The 25,496-nt window shown below is 61.7% G+C and carries 10 protein-coding genes and 6 rRNA genes; 14 read left to right on the forward strand and 2 right to left on the reverse strand.

Annotated elements, in window-relative coordinates:
* Positions 1 to 12: 12 nt before the first annotated feature.
* From QFZ65_RS02455 to QFZ65_RS02510, 12 genes are all read left to right on the forward strand, one after another.
* Positions 13 to 1,535 (forward strand): 16S ribosomal RNA (locus QFZ65_RS02455).
* Between the two features lie 515 nt (positions 1,536 to 2,050).
* Positions 2,051 to 5,177, forward strand: a 23S ribosomal RNA gene (locus tag QFZ65_RS02460).
* A 225-nt stretch (positions 5,178 to 5,402) separates the two neighbouring features.
* Positions 5,403 to 5,519 (forward strand): 5S ribosomal RNA (gene rrf, locus QFZ65_RS02465).
* The 16S, 23S and 5S rRNA genes sit together here, the layout of an rRNA operon.
* A 538-nt stretch (positions 5,520 to 6,057) precedes the next feature.
* Complete coding sequence (locus QFZ65_RS02470) at positions 6,058 to 7,047, forward strand: patatin-like phospholipase family protein (RefSeq protein WP_306908000.1); 990 nt, start codon at positions 6,058 to 6,060, stop codon at positions 7,045 to 7,047.
* 727 nt (positions 7,048 to 7,774) lie between these two features.
* Positions 7,775 to 9,297: ribosomal RNA gene (locus QFZ65_RS02475) — 16S ribosomal RNA — on the forward strand.
* Between the two features lie 515 nt (positions 9,298 to 9,812).
* Positions 9,813 to 12,949 (forward strand): 23S ribosomal RNA (locus QFZ65_RS02480).
* Between the two features lie 225 nt (positions 12,950 to 13,174).
* Positions 13,175 to 13,291, forward strand: a 5S ribosomal RNA gene (gene rrf, locus QFZ65_RS02485).
* A 500-nt stretch (positions 13,292 to 13,791) separates the two neighbouring features.
* Positions 13,792 to 14,079, forward strand: a complete 288-nt coding sequence (locus QFZ65_RS02490; protein ID WP_306908001.1) for an HU family DNA-binding protein — start codon at positions 13,792 to 13,794, stop codon at positions 14,077 to 14,079.
* 166 nt (positions 14,080 to 14,245) lie between these two features.
* Positions 14,246 to 16,405 carry a cytochrome c oxidase assembly protein gene (locus QFZ65_RS02495; RefSeq protein ID WP_373427556.1) on the forward strand — a complete coding sequence of 720 codons (2,160 nt, stop codon included), beginning with the start codon at positions 14,246 to 14,248 and terminating at the stop codon, positions 16,403 to 16,405.
* Positions 16,405 to 18,387, forward strand: coding sequence for an NHL domain-containing thioredoxin family protein (locus tag QFZ65_RS02500; RefSeq protein ID WP_306908002.1), 1,983 nt, complete (start codon positions 16,405 to 16,407; stop codon positions 18,385 to 18,387). Before QFZ65_RS02495 ends, QFZ65_RS02500 begins: the two co-directional genes overlap by 1 nt.
* Positions 18,388 to 18,594: 207 nt before the next feature.
* A complete protein-coding gene (locus QFZ65_RS02505; protein ID WP_306908003.1) occupies positions 18,595 to 18,888 on the forward strand; it encodes a type IV toxin-antitoxin system AbiEi family antitoxin domain-containing protein in 294 nt (97 codons plus the stop codon).
* A gap of 137 nt (positions 18,889 to 19,025) precedes the next feature.
* Complete coding sequence (locus QFZ65_RS02510; protein WP_306908004.1) at positions 19,026 to 19,418, forward strand: endonuclease domain-containing protein; 393 nt, start codon at positions 19,026 to 19,028, stop codon at positions 19,416 to 19,418.
* A 188-nt stretch (positions 19,419 to 19,606) separates the two neighbouring features.
* Here QFZ65_RS02510 and QFZ65_RS02515 read toward each other — a convergent pair whose 3' ends face one another.
* The gene (locus tag QFZ65_RS02515; protein ID WP_306908005.1) at positions 19,607 to 20,599 is read right to left on the reverse strand and encodes a hypothetical protein; all 993 of its coding nucleotides are present in this window, start codon (positions 20,597 to 20,599) and stop codon (positions 19,607 to 19,609) included.
* Positions 20,600 to 20,747: 148 nt separating this feature from the next.
* Positions 20,748 to 22,481 (reverse strand): helicase HerA-like domain-containing protein, encoded by a 1,734-nt coding sequence (locus QFZ65_RS02520; protein WP_306908006.1) that lies wholly within the window; start codon positions 22,479 to 22,481, stop codon positions 20,748 to 20,750.
* A 209-nt stretch (positions 22,482 to 22,690) separates the two neighbouring features.
* On the opposite strand from QFZ65_RS02520, the gene QFZ65_RS02525 reads away from it, so the two are divergent.
* Positions 22,691 to 23,680, forward strand: coding sequence for an LLM class flavin-dependent oxidoreductase (locus tag QFZ65_RS02525; RefSeq protein ID WP_306908007.1), 990 nt, complete (start codon positions 22,691 to 22,693; stop codon positions 23,678 to 23,680).
* Positions 23,681 to 23,949: 269 nt separating this feature from the next.
* The gene (locus QFZ65_RS02530) at positions 23,950 to 25,371 is read left to right on the forward strand and encodes a hypothetical protein (protein WP_306908008.1); all 1,422 of its coding nucleotides are present in this window, start codon (positions 23,950 to 23,952) and stop codon (positions 25,369 to 25,371) included.
* Positions 25,372 to 25,496 lie beyond the last annotated feature (125 nt).

The following is a 25,496-nucleotide window of genomic DNA, read 5'->3' on the forward strand; positions in this document are numbered from 1 at the left end:
GTCTGTTTTTCTTCAACGGAGAGTTTGATCCTGGCTCAGGATGAACGCTGGCGGCGTGCTTAACACATGCAAGTCGAACGATGATCCCAGCTTGCTGGGGGATTAGTGGCGAACGGGTGAGTAACACGTGAGTAACCTGCCCTTAACTCTGGGATAAGCCTGGGAAACTGGGTCTAATACCGGATATGACTCCTCATCGCATGGTGGGGGGTGGAAAGCTTTTTGTGGTTTTGGATGGACTCGCGGCCTATCAGCTTGTTGGTGAGGTAATGGCTCACCAAGGCGACGACGGGTAGCCGGCCTGAGAGGGTGACCGGCCACACTGGGACTGAGACACGGCCCAGACTCCTACGGGAGGCAGCAGTGGGGAATATTGCACAATGGGCGCAAGCCTGATGCAGCGACGCCGCGTGAGGGATGACGGCCTTCGGGTTGTAAACCTCTTTCAGTAGGGAAGAAGCGAAAGTGACGGTACCTGCAGAAGAAGCGCCGGCTAACTACGTGCCAGCAGCCGCGGTAATACGTAGGGCGCAAGCGTTATCCGGAATTATTGGGCGTAAAGAGCTCGTAGGCGGTTTGTCGCGTCTGCCGTGAAAGTCCGGGGCTCAACTCCGGATCTGCGGTGGGTACGGGCAGACTAGAGTGATGTAGGGGAGACTGGAATTCCTGGTGTAGCGGTGAAATGCGCAGATATCAGGAGGAACACCGATGGCGAAGGCAGGTCTCTGGGCATTAACTGACGCTGAGGAGCGAAAGCATGGGGAGCGAACAGGATTAGATACCCTGGTAGTCCATGCCGTAAACGTTGGGCACTAGGTGTGGGGGACATTCCACGTTTTCCGCGCCGTAGCTAACGCATTAAGTGCCCCGCCTGGGGAGTACGGCCGCAAGGCTAAAACTCAAAGGAATTGACGGGGGCCCGCACAAGCGGCGGAGCATGCGGATTAATTCGATGCAACGCGAAGAACCTTACCAAGGCTTGACATGAACCGGAAACGCCTGGAAACAGGTGCCCCGCTTGCGGTCGGTTTACAGGTGGTGCATGGTTGTCGTCAGCTCGTGTCGTGAGATGTTGGGTTAAGTCCCGCAACGAGCGCAACCCTCGTTCTATGTTGCCAGCGCGTGATGGCGGGGACTCATAGGAGACTGCCGGGGTCAACTCGGAGGAAGGTGGGGACGACGTCAAATCATCATGCCCCTTATGTCTTGGGCTTCACGCATGCTACAATGGCCGGTACAAAGGGTTGCGATACTGTGAGGTGGAGCTAATCCCAAAAAGCCGGTCTCAGTTCGGATTGGGGTCTGCAACTCGACCCCATGAAGTCGGAGTCGCTAGTAATCGCAGATCAGCAACGCTGCGGTGAATACGTTCCCGGGCCTTGTACACACCGCCCGTCAAGTCACGAAAGTTGGTAACACCCGAAGCCGGTGGCCTAACCCCTTGTGGGAGGGAGCTGTCGAAGGTGGGACTGGCGATTGGGACTAAGTCGTAACAAGGTAGCCGTACCGGAAGGTGCGGCTGGATCACCTCCTTTCTAAGGAGCACCTACAAATTATCCGGCCCGTGTATGCGGGTGTGGGGGTTTGTCAGGAGTACGCCCGTTGCGCAGACGTTTGTTCTGCGGCGGGTGCTCACGGGTGGAATATCAGCAAATAGCGGCCGCTTGTTTTCCTGTCCTGACCCAGTACGGATCCTCTCTTTTGGAGGGTGGTCCTGGAACGGTCCCGGGGTGGGGGGAGGCGGTTTAGTGTTTGGCACACTGTTGGGTCCTGAGACAACAGGACCGGGGGGTAACTTCCGGTACTTGTGTGTTTCTGGTTTCCTGGCTGCACCGATCACACGGTTTGCCCTTTTGGGGGTTGTGTGTGGGGTGTGTGGTACGGGGTTGTTGTTTGAGAACTACATAGTGGACGCGAGCATCTTTTATAAGAAGCAATTTCCAAGAATATGAACCTGGATCTGTTCCGTGATGTGGCTGCTGCTTTTGGGTGGTGGCTGGTTGCGGTCTGGTTCCATGGTTCTCTCGTGAATTACTCCTTGATCTTTTGTGGTCAAGTTTTTAAGAGCACACGGTGGATGCCTTGGCATTAGGAGCCGAAGAAGGACGTAGGAATCTGCGATAAGCCTGGGGGAGTCGATAACCGGACTGTGATCCCAGGGTGTCCGAATGGGGAAACCCCGCCAGACGCTTCGTGTGATCTGGTGACCCGTATCTGAACACATAGGGTGCGTGGAGGGAACGCGGGGAAGTGAAACATCTCAGTACCCGCAGGAAGAGAAAACAATAGTGATTCCGTCAGTAGTGGCGAGCGAACGCGGATCAGGCTAAACCGTTCCATGTGTGATAGCCGGCGGGCGTTGCATGGTCGGGGTTGTGGGACTTTCCATACCATCTCTGCCGGGGTGGTGGGGTGTGATGTGCAGGCATAGGTGAACGGTCTTGAAAGGCCGGCCAGAGAGGGTGTGAGCCCCGTAACCGAAATGTTGTGTACCGCCCGGATGAGTATCCCAAGTAGCACGGGGCCCGAGAAATCCCGTGTGAATCTGTCAGGACCACCTGATAAGCCTAAATACTCCCTAATGACCGATAGCGGACCAGTACCGTGAGGGAAAGGTGAAAAGTACCCCGGGAGGGGAGTGAAACAGTACCTGAAACCGTGTGCTTACAATCCGTCGGAGCAGCCTTGTAGCTGTGACGGCGTGCCTTTTGAAGAATGAGCCTGCGAGTTAGTGTTACGTCGCGAGGTTAACCCGTGTGGGGAAGCCGTAGCGAAAGCGAGTCTGAACAGGGCGTTGCAGTGGCGTGATCTAGACCCGAAGCGAAGTGATCTACCCATGGCCAGGTTGAAGCGACGGTAAGACGTCGTGGAGGACCGAACCCACTTCAGTTGAAAATGGAGGGGATGAGCTGTGGGTAGGGGTGAAAGGCCAATCAAACTTCGTGATAGCTGGTTCTCCCCGAAATGCATTTAGGTGCAGCGTTGCGTGTTTCTTACCGGAGGTAGAGCTACTGGATGGCTAATGGGCCCTACAAGGTTACTGACGTCAGCCAAACTCCGAATGCCGGTAAGTGAGAGCGCAGCAGTGAGACTGTGGGGGATAAGCTTCATAGTCGAGAGGGAAACAGCCCAGACCACCAACTAAGGCCCCTAAGCGTGTGCTAAGTGGGAAAGGATGTGGAGTTGCGAAGACAACCAGGAGGTTGGCTTAGAAGCAGCCATCCTTAAAAGAGTGCGTAATAGCTCACTGGTCAAGTGATTCCGCGCCGACAATGTAGCGGGGCTCAAGTACACCGCCGAAGTTGTGGATTTCAGATATTAGCCAAGCCCTCGTGGTTCAGGCGTCTGGAGTGGTAGGGGAGCGTCGTGTGGGCGGTGAAGTCGCGGTGGAAACCAGCGGTGGAGCCTACACGAGTGAGAATGCAGGCATGAGTAGCGAAAGACGGGTGAGAAACCCGTCCGCCGAATGATCAAGGGTTCCAGGGTCAAGCTAATCTGCCCTGGGTAAGTCGGGACCTAAGGCGAGGCCGACAGGCGTAGTCGATGGACAACGGGTTGATATTCCCGTACCGGCGAAAAACCGCCCATGCTGAACAGGGGATACTAACCGCCCGAGACCTGCCCGATCACCCTTGTGGTGTGAGGGTTTTGGTGGAGCGCGGGACCTGATCCTGGGAGGCAAGCGTATTAACAGGTGTGACGCAGGAAGGTAGCCGAGCCGGGCGATGGTTGTCCCGGTCTAAGGATGTAGGGCGAACGGTAGGCAAATCCGCCGTTCATGATGCCTGAGACCCGATGGGACCCCCGTATGGGGGGATTCGGTGATCCTATGCTGCCGAGAAAAGCATCGACGCGAGGTTTTAGCCGCCCGTACCCCAAACCGACACAGGTGATCAGGTAGAGAATACTAAGGCGATCGAGAGAATTATGGTTAAGGAACTCGGCAAAATGCCCCCGTAACTTCGGGAGAAGGGGGGCCCCCATCGTGATCCGCACTTGCTGCGGGGAGCGTGCAGGGGCCGCAGAGACCAGGGGGAAGCGACTGTTTACTAAAAACACAGGTCCGTGCGAAGTCGCAAGACGATGTATACGGACTGACTCCTGCCCGGTGCTGGAAGGTTAAGAGGACCGGTTAGCCGCAAGGCGAAGCTGAGAATTTAAGCCCCAGTAAACGGCGGTGGTAACTATAACCATCCTAAGGTAGCGAAATTCCTTGTCGGGTAAGTTCCGACCTGCACGAATGGAGTAACGACTTCCCCGCTGTCTCAACCATAAACTCGGCGAAATTGCAGTACGAGTAAAGATGCTCGTTACGCGCAGCAGGACGGAAAGACCCCGAGACCTTTACTATAGTTTGGTATTGGTGTTCGGAGTGGCTTGTGTAGGATAGGTGGGAGACGTTGAAGCCCTCACGCCAGTGGGGGTGGAGTCATCGTTGAAATACCACTCTGGTCACTTTGGACATCTAACTTCGGCCCGTAATCCGGGTCAGGGACAGTGCCTGATGGGTAGTTTAACTGGGGCGGTTGCCTCCTAAAAAGTAACGGAGGCGCCCAAAGGTTCCCTCAGCCTGGTTGGCAATCAGGTGTCGAGTGTAAGTGCACAAGGGAGCTTGACTGTGAGAGAGACATCTCGAGCAGGGACGAAAGTCGGGACTAGTGATCCGGCGGTACATTGTGGAATGGCCGTCGCTCAACGGATAAAAGGTACCTCGGGGATAACAGGCTGATCTTGCCCAAGAGTCCATATCGACGGCATGGTTTGGCACCTCGATGTCGGCTCGTCGCATCCTGGGGCTGGAGTAGGTCCCAAGGGTTGGGCTGTTCGCCCATTAAAGCGGTACGCGAGCTGGGTTTAGAACGTCGTGAGACAGTTCGGTCCCTATCCGCTGCGCGCGCAGGAAATTTGAGAAGGGCTGTCCTTAGTACGAGAGGACCGGGACGGACGAACCTCTGGTGTGTCAGTTGTACTGCCAAGTGCACCGCTGATTAGCTACGTTCGGATGGGATAACCGCTGAAAGCATCTAAGCGGGAAGCTCGCTTCGAGATGAGATTTCCATACACCTTGTGTGTGAGAGGCCCCCAGCCAGACCACTGGGTTGATAGGCCGGATGTGGAAGCGAGGACTAACGACTCGTGAAGCTGACCGGTACTAATAGGCCGATAACTTACACCACACACCACCCCCGCAAACGGCACTTCAAAAGACGTTTGCACCACGGGGTGGTAAAAAGAAACAAGACTGCTTGCGTCCACTATGTGGTTCCCAACCAACAAACCCGTTGCTTGAGAACCGAACAACTGAATAACAACACCACCCCTGCCCTCACCGGCAGGAGCACAAGTTGTAACCACACAGACTTCCCACCCTCGGCCCAGGCCTGGGGGGCGGGTAACAGGGTTACGGCGGTCATAGCGTGGGGGAAACGCCCGGTCCCATCCCGAACCCGGAAGCTAAGACCCACAGCGCCGATGGTACTGCACCCGGGAGGGTGTGGGAGAGTAGGTCACCGCCGGACATAAATTAACACGGTCGAGAGCCTCCAACCACCAGGTCGGAGGCTCTCCCGCATTTAACGCCCCGCCGCGTCGTCCCGTCTGCCCGGCGTCCCTGGGTGCACCTGCGCGCTGCCGGCGCCGTCCGGCAGCTGCGTCCCGCAGCTACCGGCACCCGCCTTGCCGGGGGGCCACCGGGCACCCGCCGACACCGACGGACTCCCCTGACGCCAGCCGGCAGCGGCGGTTGTCGGTCGACGCCTGGCCCCAATATGGGCCGCGGCCGCTTTTCGCATGCGTAGACGGGTTCTACTTTCTGTCCTATCCAGATGAGGGTGTTGCGGTCGGCGGCGCGCACGACAGTGGCATGGCAATCGGCATGACCCTCTAGCGCAATTTCGCTACGTCGTGCTAGTTTTTTGGACATCGTGACCCGTCGGCAGGAGGTGAGACCCATGTACGCAGTATCCGCACCGGGCGCTCCCCTGCAGTCCACGATCGCGCGATTGAGCTAATCGCTACCGGGAGCGCCTAACAGGCAATTCGCGAAAGGCGACTCCCATGAACACAACACCTTCTTGGACTCTGCATCTCCCCTCAACGACGGCCTCGGACCAGCCGAGGTCAGACCAGGATCAGCCGCAGCTCGACGCCACAAAGCGGATACGCGCAGCGGGTGAGCGCGCGTTGATCCTCGGCGGCGGCGGATCGACAGGCAATGCGTGGCTGATCGGCGTCGTCGCCGGGCTGTTTGAGGCCGGGTTGGACGTGACCCAGGCCGATCTGGTCATCGGGACGTCCGCCGGATCGACCGCCGCGGCTCAGATGGCTGGCGCGACCCCTGCCGGACTGCTGGCCGACATCCTCGCTCCTGCATCCCTGCCACCGAACGGGCTGGCTGGATCCGGCCGTGGACCTGTCCCGATCGCGCCGGCGTCGAATCACATGGAGAGGACGAGCGCAATCATCGCCGCCGCCGGGGATGCGGCTGACATGCGCCGCAGGATGGGTGCGGCGGCTCTCGAGATGGACGGGGTGTCGGACGGCGCTAGGCAAAGACGGTGGCGCTCTACCGTCGCCGCTCGGCTGCCCAATCAACTCTGGCCCCAACGGCAAATGCTCATCACGGCTGTTAATGCGCAGACAGGTGAACCGGTTGTGTTCGACCGCCACAGCGGGGTCGACTTGGTGGACGCCATCGCCGCCAGCTGCGCCAGTGGCTTCCCCTACCGTATCGGCGGCAGCCGATACATCGACGGCGGCTACCGATCCAACGCTGAGAATGCCGATCTGGCGGCCGGATACGCCAGGGTGCTGGTGCTGTCACCGTTCGGCGGAAGATCAAGGACGCCGGTCGACTGGGGCATGCACCTTGCAACCCAGGTCGAAGAACTACGCGCAAGCGGCAGCAGAGTGGAAACCGTCTTTCCGGATAGCGAGCACATGTTCGGCCCGAATGCCATGGATCTGTCGTTGCGTCCGGCTGCTGCTCGAGCTGGTTATAACCAAGGCAGAGCAGTCGCCGGGCAGCTCACCGCATTCTGGCGCTGACGCCCACGACACCAGTCGATGCGCTATGCGCAACGGCGCCTGGTCACGCTCGACGGCCCGCAGGCATGAACCCGCCGGGGTGGCCGGCGTCCGACCCCTGACCGCGATGCCACAGCGACTCTGCAGACGCTATCGGGCGCTACCGTTGCGTGCCGCTCGGTGACCCAAAGCACAGTGCACCTCTGTTGCGGAACGGGACGTTTTTAAGGCCTGAATAGCCGTACAAGCCTTTGGTGGCGCGGGTTAGTGGCACTGGCGCGGGCGGCCCGACTGGAGTTGCGGTGGGGGTGGGGTGGGTGTATTGTTTTCTAAGTCGCCGAGAGGGAGACCAGCGGGAATGCTGGGAACCGGAGGCGGCCAATCCCCTAAAATTTTCAAGGCCAGGATCTGGTTGGCGTTTTGTGCGCTGCGGGTTCGGGTGGGGCTGGTTGGGTTGCTGGTGTGGGTCCTGGAAGCGGGATTTGCATTGGGGGCCGGGACCGGGTAAGTTTGAAAAGTTGCTCCGGAGCGATCCGCGACTGTGATGGTTGTGGTGGTGCCGGGTGTGTCTGTTGTTTGAGAACTCAATAGTGTGCCAAGTTTGTTGATACCAATTTATTGTAATGGATTGGTTGTTTTGCCGGATTATGCCACCCCGTGGTGTGGTCTGGTTTTTACAGCTGGTTTCAAATTTTGTGCAGTCAATGCTCCCGTTTTCCCGGGGGTTGTTGGTTGTGTCTGTTTTTCTTCAACGGAGAGTTTGATCCTGGCTCAGGATGAACGCTGGCGGCGTGCTTAACACATGCAAGTCGAACGATGATCCCAGCTTGCTGGGGGATTAGTGGCGAACGGGTGAGTAACACGTGAGTAACCTGCCCTTAACTCTGGGATAAGCCTGGGAAACTGGGTCTAATACCGGATATGACTCCTCATCGCATGGTGGGGGGTGGAAAGCTTTTTGTGGTTTTGGATGGACTCGCGGCCTATCAGCTTGTTGGTGAGGTAATGGCTCACCAAGGCGACGACGGGTAGCCGGCCTGAGAGGGTGACCGGCCACACTGGGACTGAGACACGGCCCAGACTCCTACGGGAGGCAGCAGTGGGGAATATTGCACAATGGGCGCAAGCCTGATGCAGCGACGCCGCGTGAGGGATGACGGCCTTCGGGTTGTAAACCTCTTTCAGTAGGGAAGAAGCGAAAGTGACGGTACCTGCAGAAGAAGCGCCGGCTAACTACGTGCCAGCAGCCGCGGTAATACGTAGGGCGCAAGCGTTATCCGGAATTATTGGGCGTAAAGAGCTCGTAGGCGGTTTGTCGCGTCTGCCGTGAAAGTCCGGGGCTCAACTCCGGATCTGCGGTGGGTACGGGCAGACTAGAGTGATGTAGGGGAGACTGGAATTCCTGGTGTAGCGGTGAAATGCGCAGATATCAGGAGGAACACCGATGGCGAAGGCAGGTCTCTGGGCATTAACTGACGCTGAGGAGCGAAAGCATGGGGAGCGAACAGGATTAGATACCCTGGTAGTCCATGCCGTAAACGTTGGGCACTAGGTGTGGGGGACATTCCACGTTTTCCGCGCCGTAGCTAACGCATTAAGTGCCCCGCCTGGGGAGTACGGCCGCAAGGCTAAAACTCAAAGGAATTGACGGGGGCCCGCACAAGCGGCGGAGCATGCGGATTAATTCGATGCAACGCGAAGAACCTTACCAAGGCTTGACATGAACCGGAAACGCCTGGAAACAGGTGCCCCGCTTGCGGTCGGTTTACAGGTGGTGCATGGTTGTCGTCAGCTCGTGTCGTGAGATGTTGGGTTAAGTCCCGCAACGAGCGCAACCCTCGTTCTATGTTGCCAGCGCGTGATGGCGGGGACTCATAGGAGACTGCCGGGGTCAACTCGGAGGAAGGTGGGGACGACGTCAAATCATCATGCCCCTTATGTCTTGGGCTTCACGCATGCTACAATGGCCGGTACAAAGGGTTGCGATACTGTGAGGTGGAGCTAATCCCAAAAAGCCGGTCTCAGTTCGGATTGGGGTCTGCAACTCGACCCCATGAAGTCGGAGTCGCTAGTAATCGCAGATCAGCAACGCTGCGGTGAATACGTTCCCGGGCCTTGTACACACCGCCCGTCAAGTCACGAAAGTTGGTAACACCCGAAGCCGGTGGCCTAACCCCTTGTGGGAGGGAGCTGTCGAAGGTGGGACTGGCGATTGGGACTAAGTCGTAACAAGGTAGCCGTACCGGAAGGTGCGGCTGGATCACCTCCTTTCTAAGGAGCACCTACAAATTATCCGGCCCGTGTATGCGGGTGTGGGGGTTTGTCAGGAGTACGCCCGTTGCGCAGACGTTTGTTCTGCGGCGGGTGCTCACGGGTGGAATATCAGCAAATAGCGGCCGCTTGTTTTCCTGTCCTGACCCAGTACGGATCCTCTCTTTTGGAGGGTGGTCCTGGAACGGTCCCGGGGTGGGGGGAGGCGGTTTAGTGTTTGGCACACTGTTGGGTCCTGAGACAACAGGACCGGGGGGTAACTTCCGGTACTTGTGTGTTTCTGGTTTCCTGGCTGCACCGATCACACGGTTTGCCCTTTTGGGGGTTGTGTGTGGGGTGTGTGGTACGGGGTTGTTGTTTGAGAACTACATAGTGGACGCGAGCATCTTTTATAAGAAGCAATTTCCAAGAATATGAACCTGGATCTGTTCCGTGATGTGGCTGCTGCTTTTGGGTGGTGGCTGGTTGCGGTCTGGTTCCATGGTTCTCTCGTGAATTACTCCTTGATCTTTTGTGGTCAAGTTTTTAAGAGCACACGGTGGATGCCTTGGCATTAGGAGCCGAAGAAGGACGTAGGAATCTGCGATAAGCCTGGGGGAGTCGATAACCGGACTGTGATCCCAGGGTGTCCGAATGGGGAAACCCCGCCAGACGCTTCGTGTGATCTGGTGACCCGCATCTGAACACATAGGGTGCGTGGAGGGAACGCGGGGAAGTGAAACATCTCAGTACCCGCAGGAAGAGAAAACAATAGTGATTCCGTCAGTAGTGGCGAGCGAACGCGGATCAGGCTAAACCGTTCCATGTGTGATAGCCGGCGGGCGTTGCATGGTCGGGGTTGTGGGACTTTCCATACCATCTCTGCCGGGGTGGTGGGGTGTGATGTGCAGGCATAGGTGAACGGTCTTGAAAGGCCGGCCAGAGAGGGTGTGAGCCCCGTAACCGAAATGTTGTGTACCGCCCGGATGAGTATCCCAAGTAGCACGGGGCCCGAGAAATCCCGTGTGAATCTGTCAGGACCACCTGATAAGCCTAAATACTCCCTAATGACCGATAGCGGACCAGTACCGTGAGGGAAAGGTGAAAAGTACCCCGGGAGGGGAGTGAAACAGTACCTGAAACCGTGTGCTTACAATCCGTCGGAGCATCTGCAGCTTGCTGTATGGGTGTGACGGCGTGCCTTTTGAAGAATGAGCCTGCGAGTTAGTGTTACGTCGCGAGGTTAACCCGTGTGGGGAAGCCGTAGCGAAAGCGAGTCTGAACAGGGCGTTGCAGTGGCGTGATCTAGACCCGAAGCGAAGTGATCTACCCATGGCCAGGTTGAAGCGACGGTAAGACGTCGTGGAGGACCGAACCCACTTCAGTTGAAAATGGAGGGGATGAGCTGTGGGTAGGGGTGAAAGGCCAATCAAACTTCGTGATAGCTGGTTCTCCCCGAAATGCATTTAGGTGCAGCGTTGCGTGTTTCTTACCGGAGGTAGAGCTACTGGATGGCTAATGGGCCCTACAAGGTTACTGACGTCAGCCAAACTCCGAATGCCGGTAAGTGAGAGCGCAGCAGTGAGACTGTGGGGGATAAGCTTCATAGTCGAGAGGGAAACAGCCCAGACCACCAACTAAGGCCCCTAAGCGTGTGCTAAGTGGGAAAGGATGTGGAGTTGCGAAGACAACCAGGAGGTTGGCTTAGAAGCAGCCATCCTTAAAAGAGTGCGTAATAGCTCACTGGTCAAGTGATTCCGCGCCGACAATGTAGCGGGGCTCAAGTACACCGCCGAAGTTGTGGATTTCAGATATTAGCCAAGCCCTCGTGGTTCAGGCGTCTGGAGTGGTAGGGGAGCGTCGTGTGGGCGGTGAAGTCGCGGTGGAAACCAGCGGTGGAGCCTACACGAGTGAGAATGCAGGCATGAGTAGCGAAAGACGGGTGAGAAACCCGTCCGCCGAATGATCAAGGGTTCCAGGGTCAAGCTAATCTGCCCTGGGTAAGTCGGGACCTAAGGCGAGGCCGACAGGCGTAGTCGATGGACAACGGGTTGATATTCCCGTACCGGCGAAAAACCGCCCATGCTGAACAGGGGATACTAACCGCCCGAGACCTGCCCGATCACCCTTGTGGTGTGAGGGTTTTGGTGGAGCGCGGGACCTGATCCTGGGAGGCAAGCGTATTAACAGGTGTGACGCAGGAAGGTAGCCGAGCCGGGCGATGGTTGTCCCGGTCTAAGGATGTAGGGCGAACGGTAGGCAAATCCGCCGTTCATGATGCCTGAGACCCGATGGGACCCCCGTATGGGGGGATTCGGTGATCCTATGCTGCCGAGAAAAGCATCGACGCGAGGTTTTAGCCGCCCGTACCCCAAACCGACACAGGTGATCAGGTAGAGAATACTAAGGCGATCGAGAGAATTATGGTTAAGGAACTCGGCAAAATGCCCCCGTAACTTCGGGAGAAGGGGGGCCCCCATCGTGATCCGCACTTGCTGCGGGGAGCGTGCAGGGGCCGCAGAGACCAGGGGGAAGCGACTGTTTACTAAAAACACAGGTCCGTGCGAAGTCGCAAGACGATGTATACGGACTGACTCCTGCCCGGTGCTGGAAGGTTAAGAGGACCGGTTAGCCGCAAGGCGAAGCTGAGAATTTAAGCCCCAGTAAACGGCGGTGGTAACTATAACCATCCTAAGGTAGCGAAATTCCTTGTCGGGTAAGTTCCGACCTGCACGAATGGAGTAACGACTTCCCCGCTGTCTCAACCATAAACTCGGCGAAATTGCAGTACGAGTAAAGATGCTCGTTACGCGCAGCAGGACGGAAAGACCCCGAGACCTTTACTATAGTTTGGTATTGGTGTTCGGAGTGGCTTGTGTAGGATAGGTGGGAGACGTTGAAGCCCTCACGCCAGTGGGGGTGGAGTCATCGTTGAAATACCACTCTGGTCACTTTGGACATCTAACTTCGGCCCGTAATCCGGGTCAGGGACAGTGCCTGATGGGTAGTTTAACTGGGGCGGTTGCCTCCTAAAAAGTAACGGAGGCGCCCAAAGGTTCCCTCAGCCTGGTTGGCAATCAGGTGTCGAGTGTAAGTGCACAAGGGAGCTTGACTGTGAGAGAGACATCTCGAGCAGGGACGAAAGTCGGGACTAGTGATCCGGCGGTACATTGTGGAATGGCCGTCGCTCAACGGATAAAAGGTACCTCGGGGATAACAGGCTGATCTTGCCCAAGAGTCCATATCGACGGCATGGTTTGGCACCTCGATGTCGGCTCGTCGCATCCTGGGGCTGGAGTAGGTCCCAAGGGTTGGGCTGTTCGCCCATTAAAGCGGTACGCGAGCTGGGTTTAGAACGTCGTGAGACAGTTCGGTCCCTATCCGCTGCGCGCGCAGGAAATTTGAGAAGGGCTGTCCTTAGTACGAGAGGACCGGGACGGACGAACCTCTGGTGTGTCAGTTGTACTGCCAAGTGCACCGCTGATTAGCTACGTTCGGATGGGATAACCGCTGAAAGCATCTAAGCGGGAAGCTCGCTTCGAGATGAGATTTCCATACACCTTGTGTGTGAGAGGCCCCCAGCCAGACCACTGGGTTGATAGGCCGGATGTGGAAGCGAGGACTAACGACTCGTGAAGCTGACCGGTACTAATAGGCCGATAACTTACACCACACACCACCCCCGCAAACGGCACTTCAAAAGACGTTTGCACCACGGGGTGGTAAAAAGAAACAAGACTGCTTGCGTCCACTATGTGGTTCCCAACCAACAAACCCGTTGCTTGAGAACCGAACAACTGAATAACAACACCACCCCTGCCCTCACCGGCAGGAGCACAAGTTGTAACCACACAGACTTCCCACCCTCGGCCCAGGCCTGGGGGGCGGGTAACAGGGTTACGGCGGTCATAGCGTGGGGGAAACGCCCGGTCCCATCCCGAACCCGGAAGCTAAGACCCACAGCGCCGATGGTACTGCACCCGGGAGGGTGTGGGAGAGTAGGTCACCGCCGGACATAAATTAACACGGTCGAGAGCCTCCAACCACCAGGTCGGAGGCTCTCCCGCATTTAACGCCCCGCCGCGTCGTCCCGTCTGCCCGGCGTCCCTGGGTGCACCTGCGCGCTGCCGGCGCCGTCCGGCAGCTGCGTCCCGCAGCTACCGGCACCCGCCTTGCCGGGGGGCCACCGGGCACCCGCCGACACCGACGGACTCCCCTGACGCCAGCCGGCAGCGGCCCACGAAGAGGCCCGCAGGGCGCCCGTCGTCGCCAACGCGCCGTGGCAGGGGTAACCGCTGGTTGGATGCGTACTGGGGTACGGGGTTCCGGGCGACTGTCCGCTGCCGGCGGAAATACCCCGCGAAACCCTCTGATTCAGGTGATTTTCCCCGAAAAACGCTGAAAACACGCGGAATTTGCCACCTCCGCCCCGGCAAGCTGGTAAGTTTTCGAACAGTGGCTTGTGCGCACGCCGTGTGCAGGCTCCCGAAATCATGAGCGTCCAGGAGGACATAAATGGCTAAGAACCGTAGTGAACTTGTTGCAGAGGTAGCGGGCAAGGCCGGCACCAGCCAGGCTGCCGTCAACTCCGTGCTCGATGCACTGTTCGAGGTTTTCGAGACCTCTGTCGCCGCGGGCGAAAAGATCACCATCCCGGGCTGGCTGTCCGTTGAGCGCACCGACCGTGCAGCTCGCACCGGCCGCAACCCGCAGACCGGCGAGACCATCCAGATCGCCGCTGGCCACAGCGTCAAGCTGTCCGCTGGCTCCAAGCTCAAGGCTGCAGTCTCCTCGAAGAAGTAGTCTTCGCTAAGCGACTCAAAAGAGCGGCAGCCCCCGGGGTTGCCGCTCTTTTCGTGTCATGGAGGACCGAAGGCGCCGGGCCCCCGCAATAGTGCTAGCTCTGGAGGCCCCCAGTACCGGCCGCCTCCGATTCGGCGACCGGCCGGACGTAGCGGACAATGGATGTGTGCCTTCCGCAGCAAATCCCCGTGCCACCACCGTTCCGCCGAACCCCTCGGGGGGAGCGCGGGGCGCTGCGGCTGCTCGCGGGGGCGTCTCCCGTGGGTGGCTGTTTGTCGGAGTTGTGGCGCTCTTTGCCGGCCTTGCACTCGCCCTGCTCTTCTCCGGGGCTGCTGCCGCCCGTCAGGTCTCGGACCCCGGTGCCCTGGTCCGCTGGGGCCTGCCGGTCAGCAAGGCTATTTCCAACGTCTCATTGGCCACTGTGATCGGCGGCCTCATTTTCGCCGTTGGCATCCTGCCTCGATCCGTCGGAGCCTCGCGGTCCAAGGACTCGGACGGATCCGAACATCCAGCCTTTACCCGCTCCCTGACCGTCGCGGCGGGGGCAGGCGCTGTCTGGACGCTGGCCGCGATCGCAGTGCTGGTGCTGAGCTACTCAGACGTGGCGGGCCAAGGGCTTTCCGCTGACTCGGAGTTCACCCGCTCCCTGGTCTACTTCATGACGGACATCGAAACCGGCCGGGCATGGCTCGCCGTCGTCATCATTGCGGCAGTAGTTACCACGGCGCTTTTTGGCGTCCGTTCCCTCGGCGGCCTGGCGGCAACCCTGGTGCTAGCCTTCGTAGGCCTGGTTCCCGCAGCATTGATCGGCCACTCCTCCAGCTCAAGTGACCATGAAGGCGCCATCAATTCACTCGGGCTGCACGTCGTCGGTGTCTCGGCGTGGGTGGGCGGGATCATCATGCTGGTGCTCCTTTCCGGCGTGCTGAATGCGGGAGCCGGCGCTTCCGGCAAGGCAAGCCGGACGGACATCACCGAGCCGACACTGCGCCGCTTTTCAACCCTGGCCGGTTTCGCCTTCGTCCTGGTGTTCGCCTCGGGCGTGGTCAACGCCACCATCCGCGTGACCAGCTGGTCGGACCTCTTCGGTTCTCCCTACGGGCAGCTAATTGTGGCGAAGGCCGCGGCGACCCTGGTGCTCGGCGGCGTCGGCCTGATGCACCGCAGCTGGGTCATCCCCCAGCTGGGCAGCCTGGGTGGCGGCATGTCCGCACGGCGGGTGCTCTGGCAGCTCGTCGTGGTGGAGCTGATCGTCATGGGGGCAACGTCCGGCATCGCCGTGGCGCTCGGCCGCTCCGCGCCACCGGCACCCACGACCATCGCCCCTGATGTCTCGCCCGCCTTCATTCTCTCCGGGTACGATCTTCCGCCCGAGCTCACACCTTCGCGCTGGCTGACCGAGTGGCGGCCTGACTGGCTCTGGGTCGCCGTCGCGGCCTTCGGCCTGGTGTCCTACTTCCTGGGAGTCTGGAAGGTGACGCGGCGCGGCGACACCTGGTCCGTCTTCCGGTCCGTGAACTGGGTGGTCGGGCTGGTGGTCCTGACGTACATCACCTCCGGTCCGCCGTCGGTCTACGGCCGGATCCTGTTCTCGGCGCACATGGTGGACCACATGGCCCTGACCATGGTGGCTCCTATCTTCCTGGTCCTGGGCGCGCCGGTGACGCTGGCGCTCCGGGCCCTGCCGGCGCGCCGCGACGGCTCGCGGGGGCCGCGTGAGTGGCTGCTGGTCTTCGTGCATTCCAAGTTCTCCCAGCTGGTGACCCACCCATTGTTTGCCGCCGCGAACTTCGCCGGCTCGATCGTCCTGTTCTACTACTCGGACGCGTTCGGTTACGCCATGCGGAACCATATCGGCCACGAGCTGATGATCCTTCATTTTTCCTTGACCGGTTACATCTTCGTGTTGACCATGATCGGCACGGACCCGCTGCCGCGCCGCGCGCCCTATCCCATGCGACTGCTGCTCCTGCTGGCCACGATGGGCTTCCATGCCTTTTTCGGTGTCTCAATCATGGGTGGGACAGGTCTGCTCGCCGCGGACTACTTCGGCAATCTCGGCCGCCCCTGGGGTCCCTCCGCCCTGCTGGACCAGCAGATAGGCGGTGGAGTGGCCTGGGGCATCGGTGAAGTGCCCACGCTGCTGGTGGCGATCGGCGTCGCTGTCATGTGGTCCCGCTCCGACGCCCGGGAGTCCAAGCGGACCGACCGGGCCGCCGACAGGAATAACGACGCCGATCTCACTGCTTATAACGACATGTTTGCCAAGTTGGCCGAACGCGATGCCAAGCTGGCTGAACGCAACTCAAAGCTGGAAGGACGCTGATGAGCGAAACAGTACGCACCCACCTGCGGGTCCGAGCCTCCGAACTGGTGGGCCGTAACTGGCTGAACACCGGCGGAAAGTCCCTCGACCTGGAATCCCTCCGCGGCAAGATCGTGCTGCTGGACTTCTGGACGTTCTGCTGCATCAACTGCCTGCACGTCCTGGACGAACTCCGCCCGCTCGAGCAGCAGTACTCCGATGTCCTCGTCACGGTCGGCGTGCACTCGCCCAAGTTCGAGCACGAGGCAGATCCTGTAGCGTTGGCCGCGGCCGTGGAACGCTACGAGATCCACCACCCGGTCCTCGATGACCCCGAACTGGATACCTGGAAGGCTTACACGGCACGCGCCTGGCCGACCTTGGTGGTCATCGACCCCGAGGGCTACATCGTGGCGCACCTCTCCGGTGAGGGCCACGCGGACGGCCTTTCCGTGCTTATTCCCGAACTCATCGCCGAGCACGAAGCCAAGGGCACGCTGCACCGCGGAAACGGGCCCTATGTGGCGCCTGAACCGACGTCGGGCACGCTGCGCTTCCCCGGCAAGGCCCTGTACCTCCCGGCCGGCCGCGGAGCCGCACCCGAAGGTTCCGCGCCGGGTTCGGAATCCGGTGCCGGGTCCTGGCTCGTCACGGACACCGGCCACCACCGCCTGGTGCAGCTCTCCACCGATTTCCAAACGGTGCTGGGCACCTACGGTTCGGGTGAAAAGGGATACGCCGACGGCGGTGCTGATGACTCCCGCTTCAACGAGCCGCAGGGCCTGGTCCTGCTTCCCGAAGACGTCGCCCTCAAAGCGGGCTACGACGTCGTGGTTGCCGACACCGTCAACCATCGGCTTCGCGGGATCTCTCTCGCCGACGGCACCGTCAGCACCCTGGCAGGCAACGGCGTCCAGCGGTTGCTCGAAACCGGGCCGGCACGCGTGGACGAGGAAGGCGCCGCCTATGGCGCCCGGCTCGAGGCGGACCCCCTGGGCGTGTCCCTCAGCTCGCCTTGGGACGTCGTATGGTCCGTCAAGCTGAACGCCGTCGTCGTCGCGATGGCCGGAGTGCACCAGATATTCAGCTTCGACCCGCTGTCCGGAGCGGTGTCCATCATCGCCGGCAACGGGCTGGAAGGCCTTCTGGACGGCCCTGCGGCGGAAGCCTGGTTCGCGCAGTCCTCCGGCCTCGCCGAGGACGCCGAAGGCCACATCTGGGTGGCCGATTCCGAAACCTCAGCCCTGCGCAAACTCGTCATCGGTGATGACGGGAGCATCGCGGTCGAAACGGCCGTGGGCAAGGGCCTGTTCGACTTCGGTTTCCGCGACGGAGAGGCGTCCGAGGCGCGGCTGCAGCACCCCCTCGGCGTCACCGTGCTGCCGGACGGGTCAGTGGCGATCGCCGACACCTACAACGGTGCGGTCCGCCGCTACGATCCCGCCTCACGGACAGTGTCCACGCTGGCACGCGGGCTCTCCGAGCCCTCCGACGTCATTGTGGACCACACGCACGTCGCCGGGGCCGAGCCGCTGCTGGTGGTGGTCGAGGCCAACAAGCACCAGCTGGTGTACGTGCCGATCCCGAAGGAGGCCCAACAGGTGGACGAGGGCGCCGCCCAGACGCACCGGCCCAAGAGCCCTGTCGCACCCGGGCTGCTGCAGCTGACCGTCCGGTTCGCCGCGCCCACGGGCCAGAAGCTGGACGACCGCTGGGGCGACCCCACGCAGCTGAAGATCTCCTCCACCCCGCCGGAGCTGCTGCTGTCCGGCGGCGGGACCTCCGTGGGCCTGCTCCGCACGCTGGAACTTGCCTCCGACGTCCCGGAGGGCGTCCTGCATATCACCGCGCGGGCCGCGGCCTGTGACGGTCCGGAGGACGCCGACGGCGAGATCCCGGACCACGCCGCCTGCCACCTGTACCAGCAGGACTGGGGCATCCCGGTGCTGCTGCAGGCGGACGGTGACACTGAGCTCGTGCTGGACCTCCGCGGGATGGACTAAGCGCTTCCGGTTGATCGCCCCTGGCTGCTGACCGTGACCGACGCGTCACGGGCAGCAGCCTTTCGGCTTTTGCCAGCGGCCGATGCCGCAGCATTCCGCCGCCCGGCGGCCGTGGGAGCTCCAAAATCTGCCAGGCGTGACACGGAATTGTCCACATAGGCCCGCCCGCCGGCGCCAGGCCGGCGTGGTGGGGCGAATCATGAGCCCATGGATGTCGTTTCGGCTCTGACGATTTGCGGGGGAGCGGCCCGGCGGCCGGCGCTCGCCCGCTTGGGAATCGACGACGCCGCCCTGCGCCGGGCGGTCAGGGCCGGGGTCCTGCAACCGGACCGCGGACTTTATGCGCTTCCGACGGCGGACCCCGGCCATGTGGCGCTGCTCCGCCGCAGGCAGCTGCTGACCTGCCTCAGCGCGGCACCCTTCCACCGTCTCTGGACCGTCGGACCCGCGGCCGCGGTGCATGTGCACCACGGCGGGGCGAGGCGGCCGACGGGCAAGTAGCGCATCTTGGGCTGCTCGTGCCACCGCATCCGCACCGGCCTGTGGCCGCCCTGGCCGACGTTCTCCTTCACGCTCTGAGATGCCTTCCGTTCCGGGAATCGCTGGTGATGGTGGAATGTGCGGTCAGCCGGGGCGACATGACCCTCGACTACTTGCGGTGCCGGCTTCCCGGTACCCGCAACGGCCGTGCCCGTCTTGTCCTCGAGTGGGTGGACCGGAGTGCGGACTCCATGCTGGAGACCCTCGCCCGCACCTACTTCCGGCAGGCCGGCATATGGGTAGAGGCCCAGGTCTACGTCGACGGCGTCGGATATGTGGACCTCCTGCTGGAGGGCTGCCTTATCGTAGAGCTGGACGGGCGGCAGCACGGCGAGTGGGCACAGGTGAAGAAGGACCAGCGCCGCACCAACCGCTCCGTCATCCAGGGCTACACAGTGCTTCGCTATTTCTATGCCGACGTGGTGCACGAGCCGCAGGCCATGGTGGCCGAGGTCCTGTCGGTCCTCGCGCGCCTCAAAGCGCGCGGCTAGATGTCACACGATGCATGGGTTCGCCGACCGCCGGAGGGGAAATCCCCGGATTGCCGGGCCGTGGTGGCTCAACTGGAGCCCAGAGCATGCACCGCGTGACGCCCGCCGGCCCAAGAGGCACTCTTCAAAGCCGGGAGGGTTGCCGCCCGGCGGCCGCGGGAGCTTCGAAAGCTGCCAGGTGAGGGCCTCTAGTAGCTCAGGAGCGGCGTCAGCTTCACGGTGTCCGCATCGATATCGAGGCGGGTGGTGAAGCTGAAGTCGTGGACTACGCTGATCTCGCCTGGGCTTCCGGTGAACAGGTCCACCTGGCGGGCGGTGATCCTGGCCTTGCCGTCCAGCGGCGCAACCACCCAGCGTCCGCCGAAGGGTTCAATGCTGACCGCCGGGTACTCTGTGATGCTCCAGTCGATGGTTCCGTCGACGACGCGGTTGTTCGTTGCGTGATAGAACGGGCAGTCGGGCTGCAGCTGCTGCCGCTTGTCCGCCTCGTCGGCGCAGCCATCCAGGAACTCCTTGACCTTCGCGCTGACGGCGTCCTTTAGTGCGTCGGTGGCCTGGGTCAGCAGGTTCAGCGGAGCGGCCGGCACGTCCCGGCCGGACAGGATGGCATGGGTGGGCGGGGCGGAGAAATACTGGCCGTTGAGCGCGGCCTCATACTCGCCGGGATAGAGAACCGCGAAAGAGTTTCGGCCGCCGGGCATGTTGACGGGGACACCGTTGAGGGTGGCCTCGTTCGAGTTCACAACGGTGACGTCCAGCACCGGGAGGGACGAGGGCACGAAGGACCACTGGTGGAAGAACAGCCACTCCGTTCCTGACCTCTCGAGCAGGAATTCCGTGCGCAGCGGCGCCCCGTCAATGGTGTAATCGATCGGCACCATGACCTGGTTTCCGCCGCGGTCCTGCGCTTCACCGTACTTAACATTGCTGATGCGTGCAGCGGCGGTTTGCAGGGCGGACCCGTCGAGCATGGCGGCGTTACTCTGGGGAACCGACGCATGGAGAAGGCCGAGCGCTTTCCCGCCTTCGCCCTTCTGGAGGGCGGAGAGATACTCCCTGACAGGCTGTTGCGGGCTCGCGATGGTGTCGTTGACCACGTGGACCGCCACGATGGCTCCGGCCACGGCGAGCATCAGACCCATCAGCCATCCGGCTGCGATCCTGACTAACGCCTGACTCATTTGCACGTACATTACGTTACCTGCACGCCACTGGAATGCTCTCGTTGCCTGCCGGACAGCTCCACCCCGGGGCGTGCGCCCGCTACGCCCCGGGCATGCACTGGCGCTCCGCCGGCGGGGGTGACGCCGGATCGACGGGGAGCGGCGGCTACCGGCTCCGGCGCCGGCGCTTGGGTGCGGTGCCGAAAACCCCGCGGAGCAGTTCGCGGCCCAGCTGCGTCCCGAACGAGCGGGCCATGCTCTTGAGCCCGCCGCCGAGCGCTCCACCTAGCGCGCCCGCCAGGTCCCCGGCGATCCCGCCTCCCGGCGCGCCCTGCGGAGCTTCGGCTGCGGCGTCGCGTTCGGGCGCCCTGGCCCGCTCGGGGGCCGGGGCGGGGCGGCTGCTGGGCCTGCCCAGAATCTCTTCCTCGATTCGCCGGGCCTCGGCGTCGATGTCGGCGTCCGCCGCGGCTCCGGAGGAGTCGGTGCCGGAAGGCGCTTGGGCCGCCTGTGGCGCTCCTCCATCGCCTCCGGCACGGCCTGCCGCTCCAGCCTTGCCGGTGATTTTCTCGTAGGCCGAGACGTTGTCCACGGCGGTGCCGTAGATGGGGAGCAGTGCCGAGCCGGCGACCGTGCTTGCTACCAGGGCATCGCTGCTTGGGCCCATCACGGATTCCGGCGCGCGGAGGCGGGTCAATGCCACGGGGGTCGGGGCGCCCTTCTCGTTCATGACCGTAACGACGGCCTCGCCGATACCCGCGGAGGTAAGCGTCTCTTCAAGGTCATAGTCACTCATCGGGAAGGTTGAGACCGTCGCTTTAAGGGCCTTGGCATCCTCGGGCGTGTAGGCCCGCAGGGCATGCTGAACGCGGTTGGCCAGCTGCCCCAGCACTTCGGCAGGCACGTCTTTTGGCGTCTGCGTAACGAAGAAGATGCCCACCCCCTTGGAACGGATCAGCCGCACCGTGGTGGTGATGGCCTCCAGGAAGGCCTTGGAGGCGTCATTGAACAAAAGGTGGGCCTCGTCCAGGAAGAACACGAGCTTGGGCTTGTCCAGATCACCGGCCTCGGGCAATTCCTCGAAGAGATCCGCAAGGAGCCACATCAGGAACGTGGAGAAGAGCATCGGCTTCGTCTGCAGTGTGGGCAGCTCAAGGCAGCTGACGACGCCGCGGCCGTCCGGGGCCGTGCGCAGCAGCTCAGCAGTGTCGAACTCGGGTTCGCCGAAGAACTTTTCCATGCCCTGCGCCTCAAGCGTGATGAGCTCACGAAGGATGACTCCTGCGGTGGCTTTGGAGAGTCCACCGAGGTCCTTGAGCTCGTCCTTGCCCTCGTCGGAGGTGAGGAACTGGATGACGGCACGCAGGTCCTTCAGATCAATCAGTTCGAGGTTGTTCTTGTCCGCGAAGTGGAAGACCAGCTGGAGACTGGATTCCTGCGTGTCGTTGAGCTCCATGATGCGGGAAAGCAGGATGGGCCCAAAGGACGTGACGGTGGCCCGGACGGGGATCCCGTTGCCGTCACCGCCGAGGGCAAGGAACTCCACCGGAAACGTCTTGCCGGACCATGTCTGGCCGATGCTCTCGGTGCGGGCCAGAAGTTTTTCGGATCCGGCGGCGGCCGTGGCCAGTCCGGAAAGGTCGCCCTTGATGTCGGCGAGGAACACCGGCACCCCGGCGGTGGAGAGTTGTTCCGCCATCATATGCAGGGTGACTGTCTTGCCTGTGCCCGTCGCTCCGGCCACCAGGCCGTGCCGGTTCATCATTGACAGCGGCAACCGGACAGGGGCGTCCTTGCGGAGCTCGCCGTCGATTATCGCCGCGCCCAGCTCGATCGTCGGGCCCTCGAGGGAGTAGCCCTTCTGGATCGTGGCGACTTTATCTGCAGTGGATTTGATGGCCATGCCGCTAGCTTAGCCGGGTCCGGCTGCCCGGACAGGGTGGCCCACCCTTCGCTTGGCTTCGGCCGGACGCAACCCCGGCCCGGCGGAAATCCGGGTACGGAAATACCTGTGCAGAAATAACTTGGGCCCCGCCGTCGTTGTCCACACTGTGCGTCCGCCGGAAAACGGCGACGCCTGACAACGTTTTACGACGAAAGGCCGGCATTTCCGTGACTGTTCCGCTTTCCATCCTTGATCTGGCAACCATCGGCAAGGGCCAGACAGCGGCAGAAAGCTTCGCGGGAAGCGTAGCCATGGCGCAGCTGGCCGAGAGGCTTGGCTACCGGCGCGTGTGGTACGCGGAGCACCACAACATGTCATCCATCGCCTCGTCCGCCACCAGTGTGCTGATCGCGCACATTGCAGCCCACACGGAGTCCATCCGGCTGGGCGCTGGCGGCGTCATGCTGCCCAACCACTCTCCGTTGACTATCGCTGAGCAGTTCGGCACCCTGGAGACACTGCACCCGGGCCGGATCGACCTGGGCCTTGGGCGGGCCCCGGGCAGCGACCAGAACACCTTCCGGGCACTGCGCCGTGACCCGATGTCCTCGGAAAGTTTTCCGCAGGACGTGCTGGAACTCCAGGGCTACCTCAGCGGCCCAACCCGTATCCCGGGTGTCGAGGCAACTCCCGGTAAGGGCACCAACGTGCCGCTCTATATCCTGGGGTCCTCGCTCTTCGGGGCAAGGTTGGCCGCCCAGCTGGGCCTGCCGTACGCCTTCGCCTCCCACTTCGCACCGAACGCCCTGCAGGACGCCGTGGCCATCTACCGTCGGGAGTTCAAGCCCTCAGCGCAACTCGAGGCGCCGCACGTGATTGCCGGCGTCAATGTCATTGCAGCGAACTCCGCTGCGGAGGCACAGACGATGCTCCGCGACACGCTGCGCGCCCGGGTGTCGCTGTTCTTCGGCGGTGGCCGCGTCTTCAGCGACGACGAGGCGGACATGGTTTTGGACTCGCCGCAGGGTCAGCATGTGTCGCAGATGATGAAGTACTCGGCCGTCGGAACGCCGGACGCGGTGCGGGAGTACCTTGACGAGTTCGCCGCACATTCCGACGCCGACGAGCTGATCGTTGCGCACCAGAGCTCCCAAACCGAAGACCGGCTGCGCTCCGTCGAGTTGCTGGCCGAAGCCGCCGGACTGGTCCGGGTCTAGGCCTCCGCCGGGCCGGGGCTGCCCGGCGGAATCGCCCTGCCCCACGAGCCTTCGGGCGCCGGCGCATGGCGGAAAAACCGTTGACTTCACAATGGCCTCACCCTACGGTTAAGCCCACTGGGCTGCCGGCTACATCGGGTGCCCGGGGTGCCTGGCGCGGTAGTTGTAGCGGGTTCCCTATCTACGGCGCCATCGTTTTGCTGTGCCTTAGCCGCACCGCGGTCGTTATCCCCGCCTTCCGGACAGTTGGAAAAACTCCAAGGGCTATCGTGAAGATCAAGGCCACCGCTGCAGCCACTGTGATGATCCTGCTGGTTCTGGCCGGCCTTCTTCAACAAGCTTCCTCGCCCGCGTTTGTTGCTGGCCCCGCATCGGTCGCCGGCCAGCCCGCCGCCGGTCCCACCGACGTCGCCGGATCGCCAACGAGCCCCCGGGCCGGACCGACAACCGCATCCGGCACCGCAACCAGCTTCTACGTCAGCGATGCCGGGGATGACGGCAATGCCGGAACCTCGGCCGAGTCCCCCTGGAAGTCGCTCACGAGAGTCAACGACACCGTGCTGAAACCAGGCGACTCCGTCAGCTTGCGGCGCGGGGACACCTGGAACGGCGCTGTTGTCCTCAACCAGAGCGGAACGGCTCAAGCTGCCATCACTCTGAACAGTTACGGGAGCGGAAACCCGCCCACGATCGTCGTGGGTCAGACGGGAAGCTGCGTCCGGGTCAATGGCGACTTCATCACCGTGGACGGTCTGCGCGCCGAGGGGTGCGGCTACTCGGGCTTCAGCATCTACGGGGACCACGGCGTCGTCAAGAATGTCGTAGCGGTGGACAACGCGGCAGGCATCCAGGTGGCCAATGGTTCCGACTTCGGAAAATACACGGACAACGAACTGACGGGCAACAACATCATGAACGTGAACACGCAGGGCTCAAGTTGCGGAACGCCCGCCTCGGTCGACTGCGACGATGACTCGGGCGCATTCGGCGTGCTCATCAACGGCAACGACAACGAATTCTCGGGCAACACCATCACCGGCTCCACCGCCGAATCCTACGATTTCGTCCACGACGGCGCCGCCTTCGAAATCTTCAACGGCAGCCGCAACAACATCCACCACAACTTGTCCGTGGACAACAATGTCTTTTCCGAGATCGGCCGTTCCAACGGAACCGCCGACGACAACACCTACCGCTACAACCTCATCCGCGCGACCTGCGGCACCGCCTGTTCGCAGACCACAGGCCTGATCGCCCGGGGGCCGGCCTCGTCCTTCGGTCCGACCAACGGGACCGTCTTTGAACACAACACCGTCTGGCTAGACGGGCCTGAGTCCAAGGCGGTAGTCTGCCACGCCTCGTGCCCAGCCTCGACAGTGATCAGGGCGAACATCCTGGTGGGGGTGAGTAATTCCCTGTGGATGGACGGCTCCGGCTGGACTGAGGAGCAGAACGTGCTCAACGGTCCGACCAATATCTCCCCGAGCGCGAGTTCGAGCACTGCTCCGGCAGACTTTGTGGACGCGCCGGCTGACCTGCATCTCTCCCCTACGAGCCCTGCAATCGACCGGGCCGGCCCGAGCCTCGCCAGCCTGGACGTTTCGGGCCAGCCAATACCCCAGAACGGTGACTGTGTGGGGACCAGCGAGGCCGATTCGGGCGCTTACGAGTACGTCGGCCCGAACTGCTAGAGCCTGCTACGCGGGTATCCCGGATGTTACCTAGCGGCAACAGCCGGGATACCCGGGCGAAACCGTGCCGGGGGATGCTGGTGTTAGTCCTCATCAAGGACTATTTTCATGCCGGCATTGGGGAC

The organism is Arthrobacter sp. B3I9, from assembly GCF_030816935.1.
In the GTDB taxonomy this organism is placed as follows: domain Bacteria; phylum Actinomycetota; class Actinomycetes; order Actinomycetales; family Micrococcaceae; genus Arthrobacter.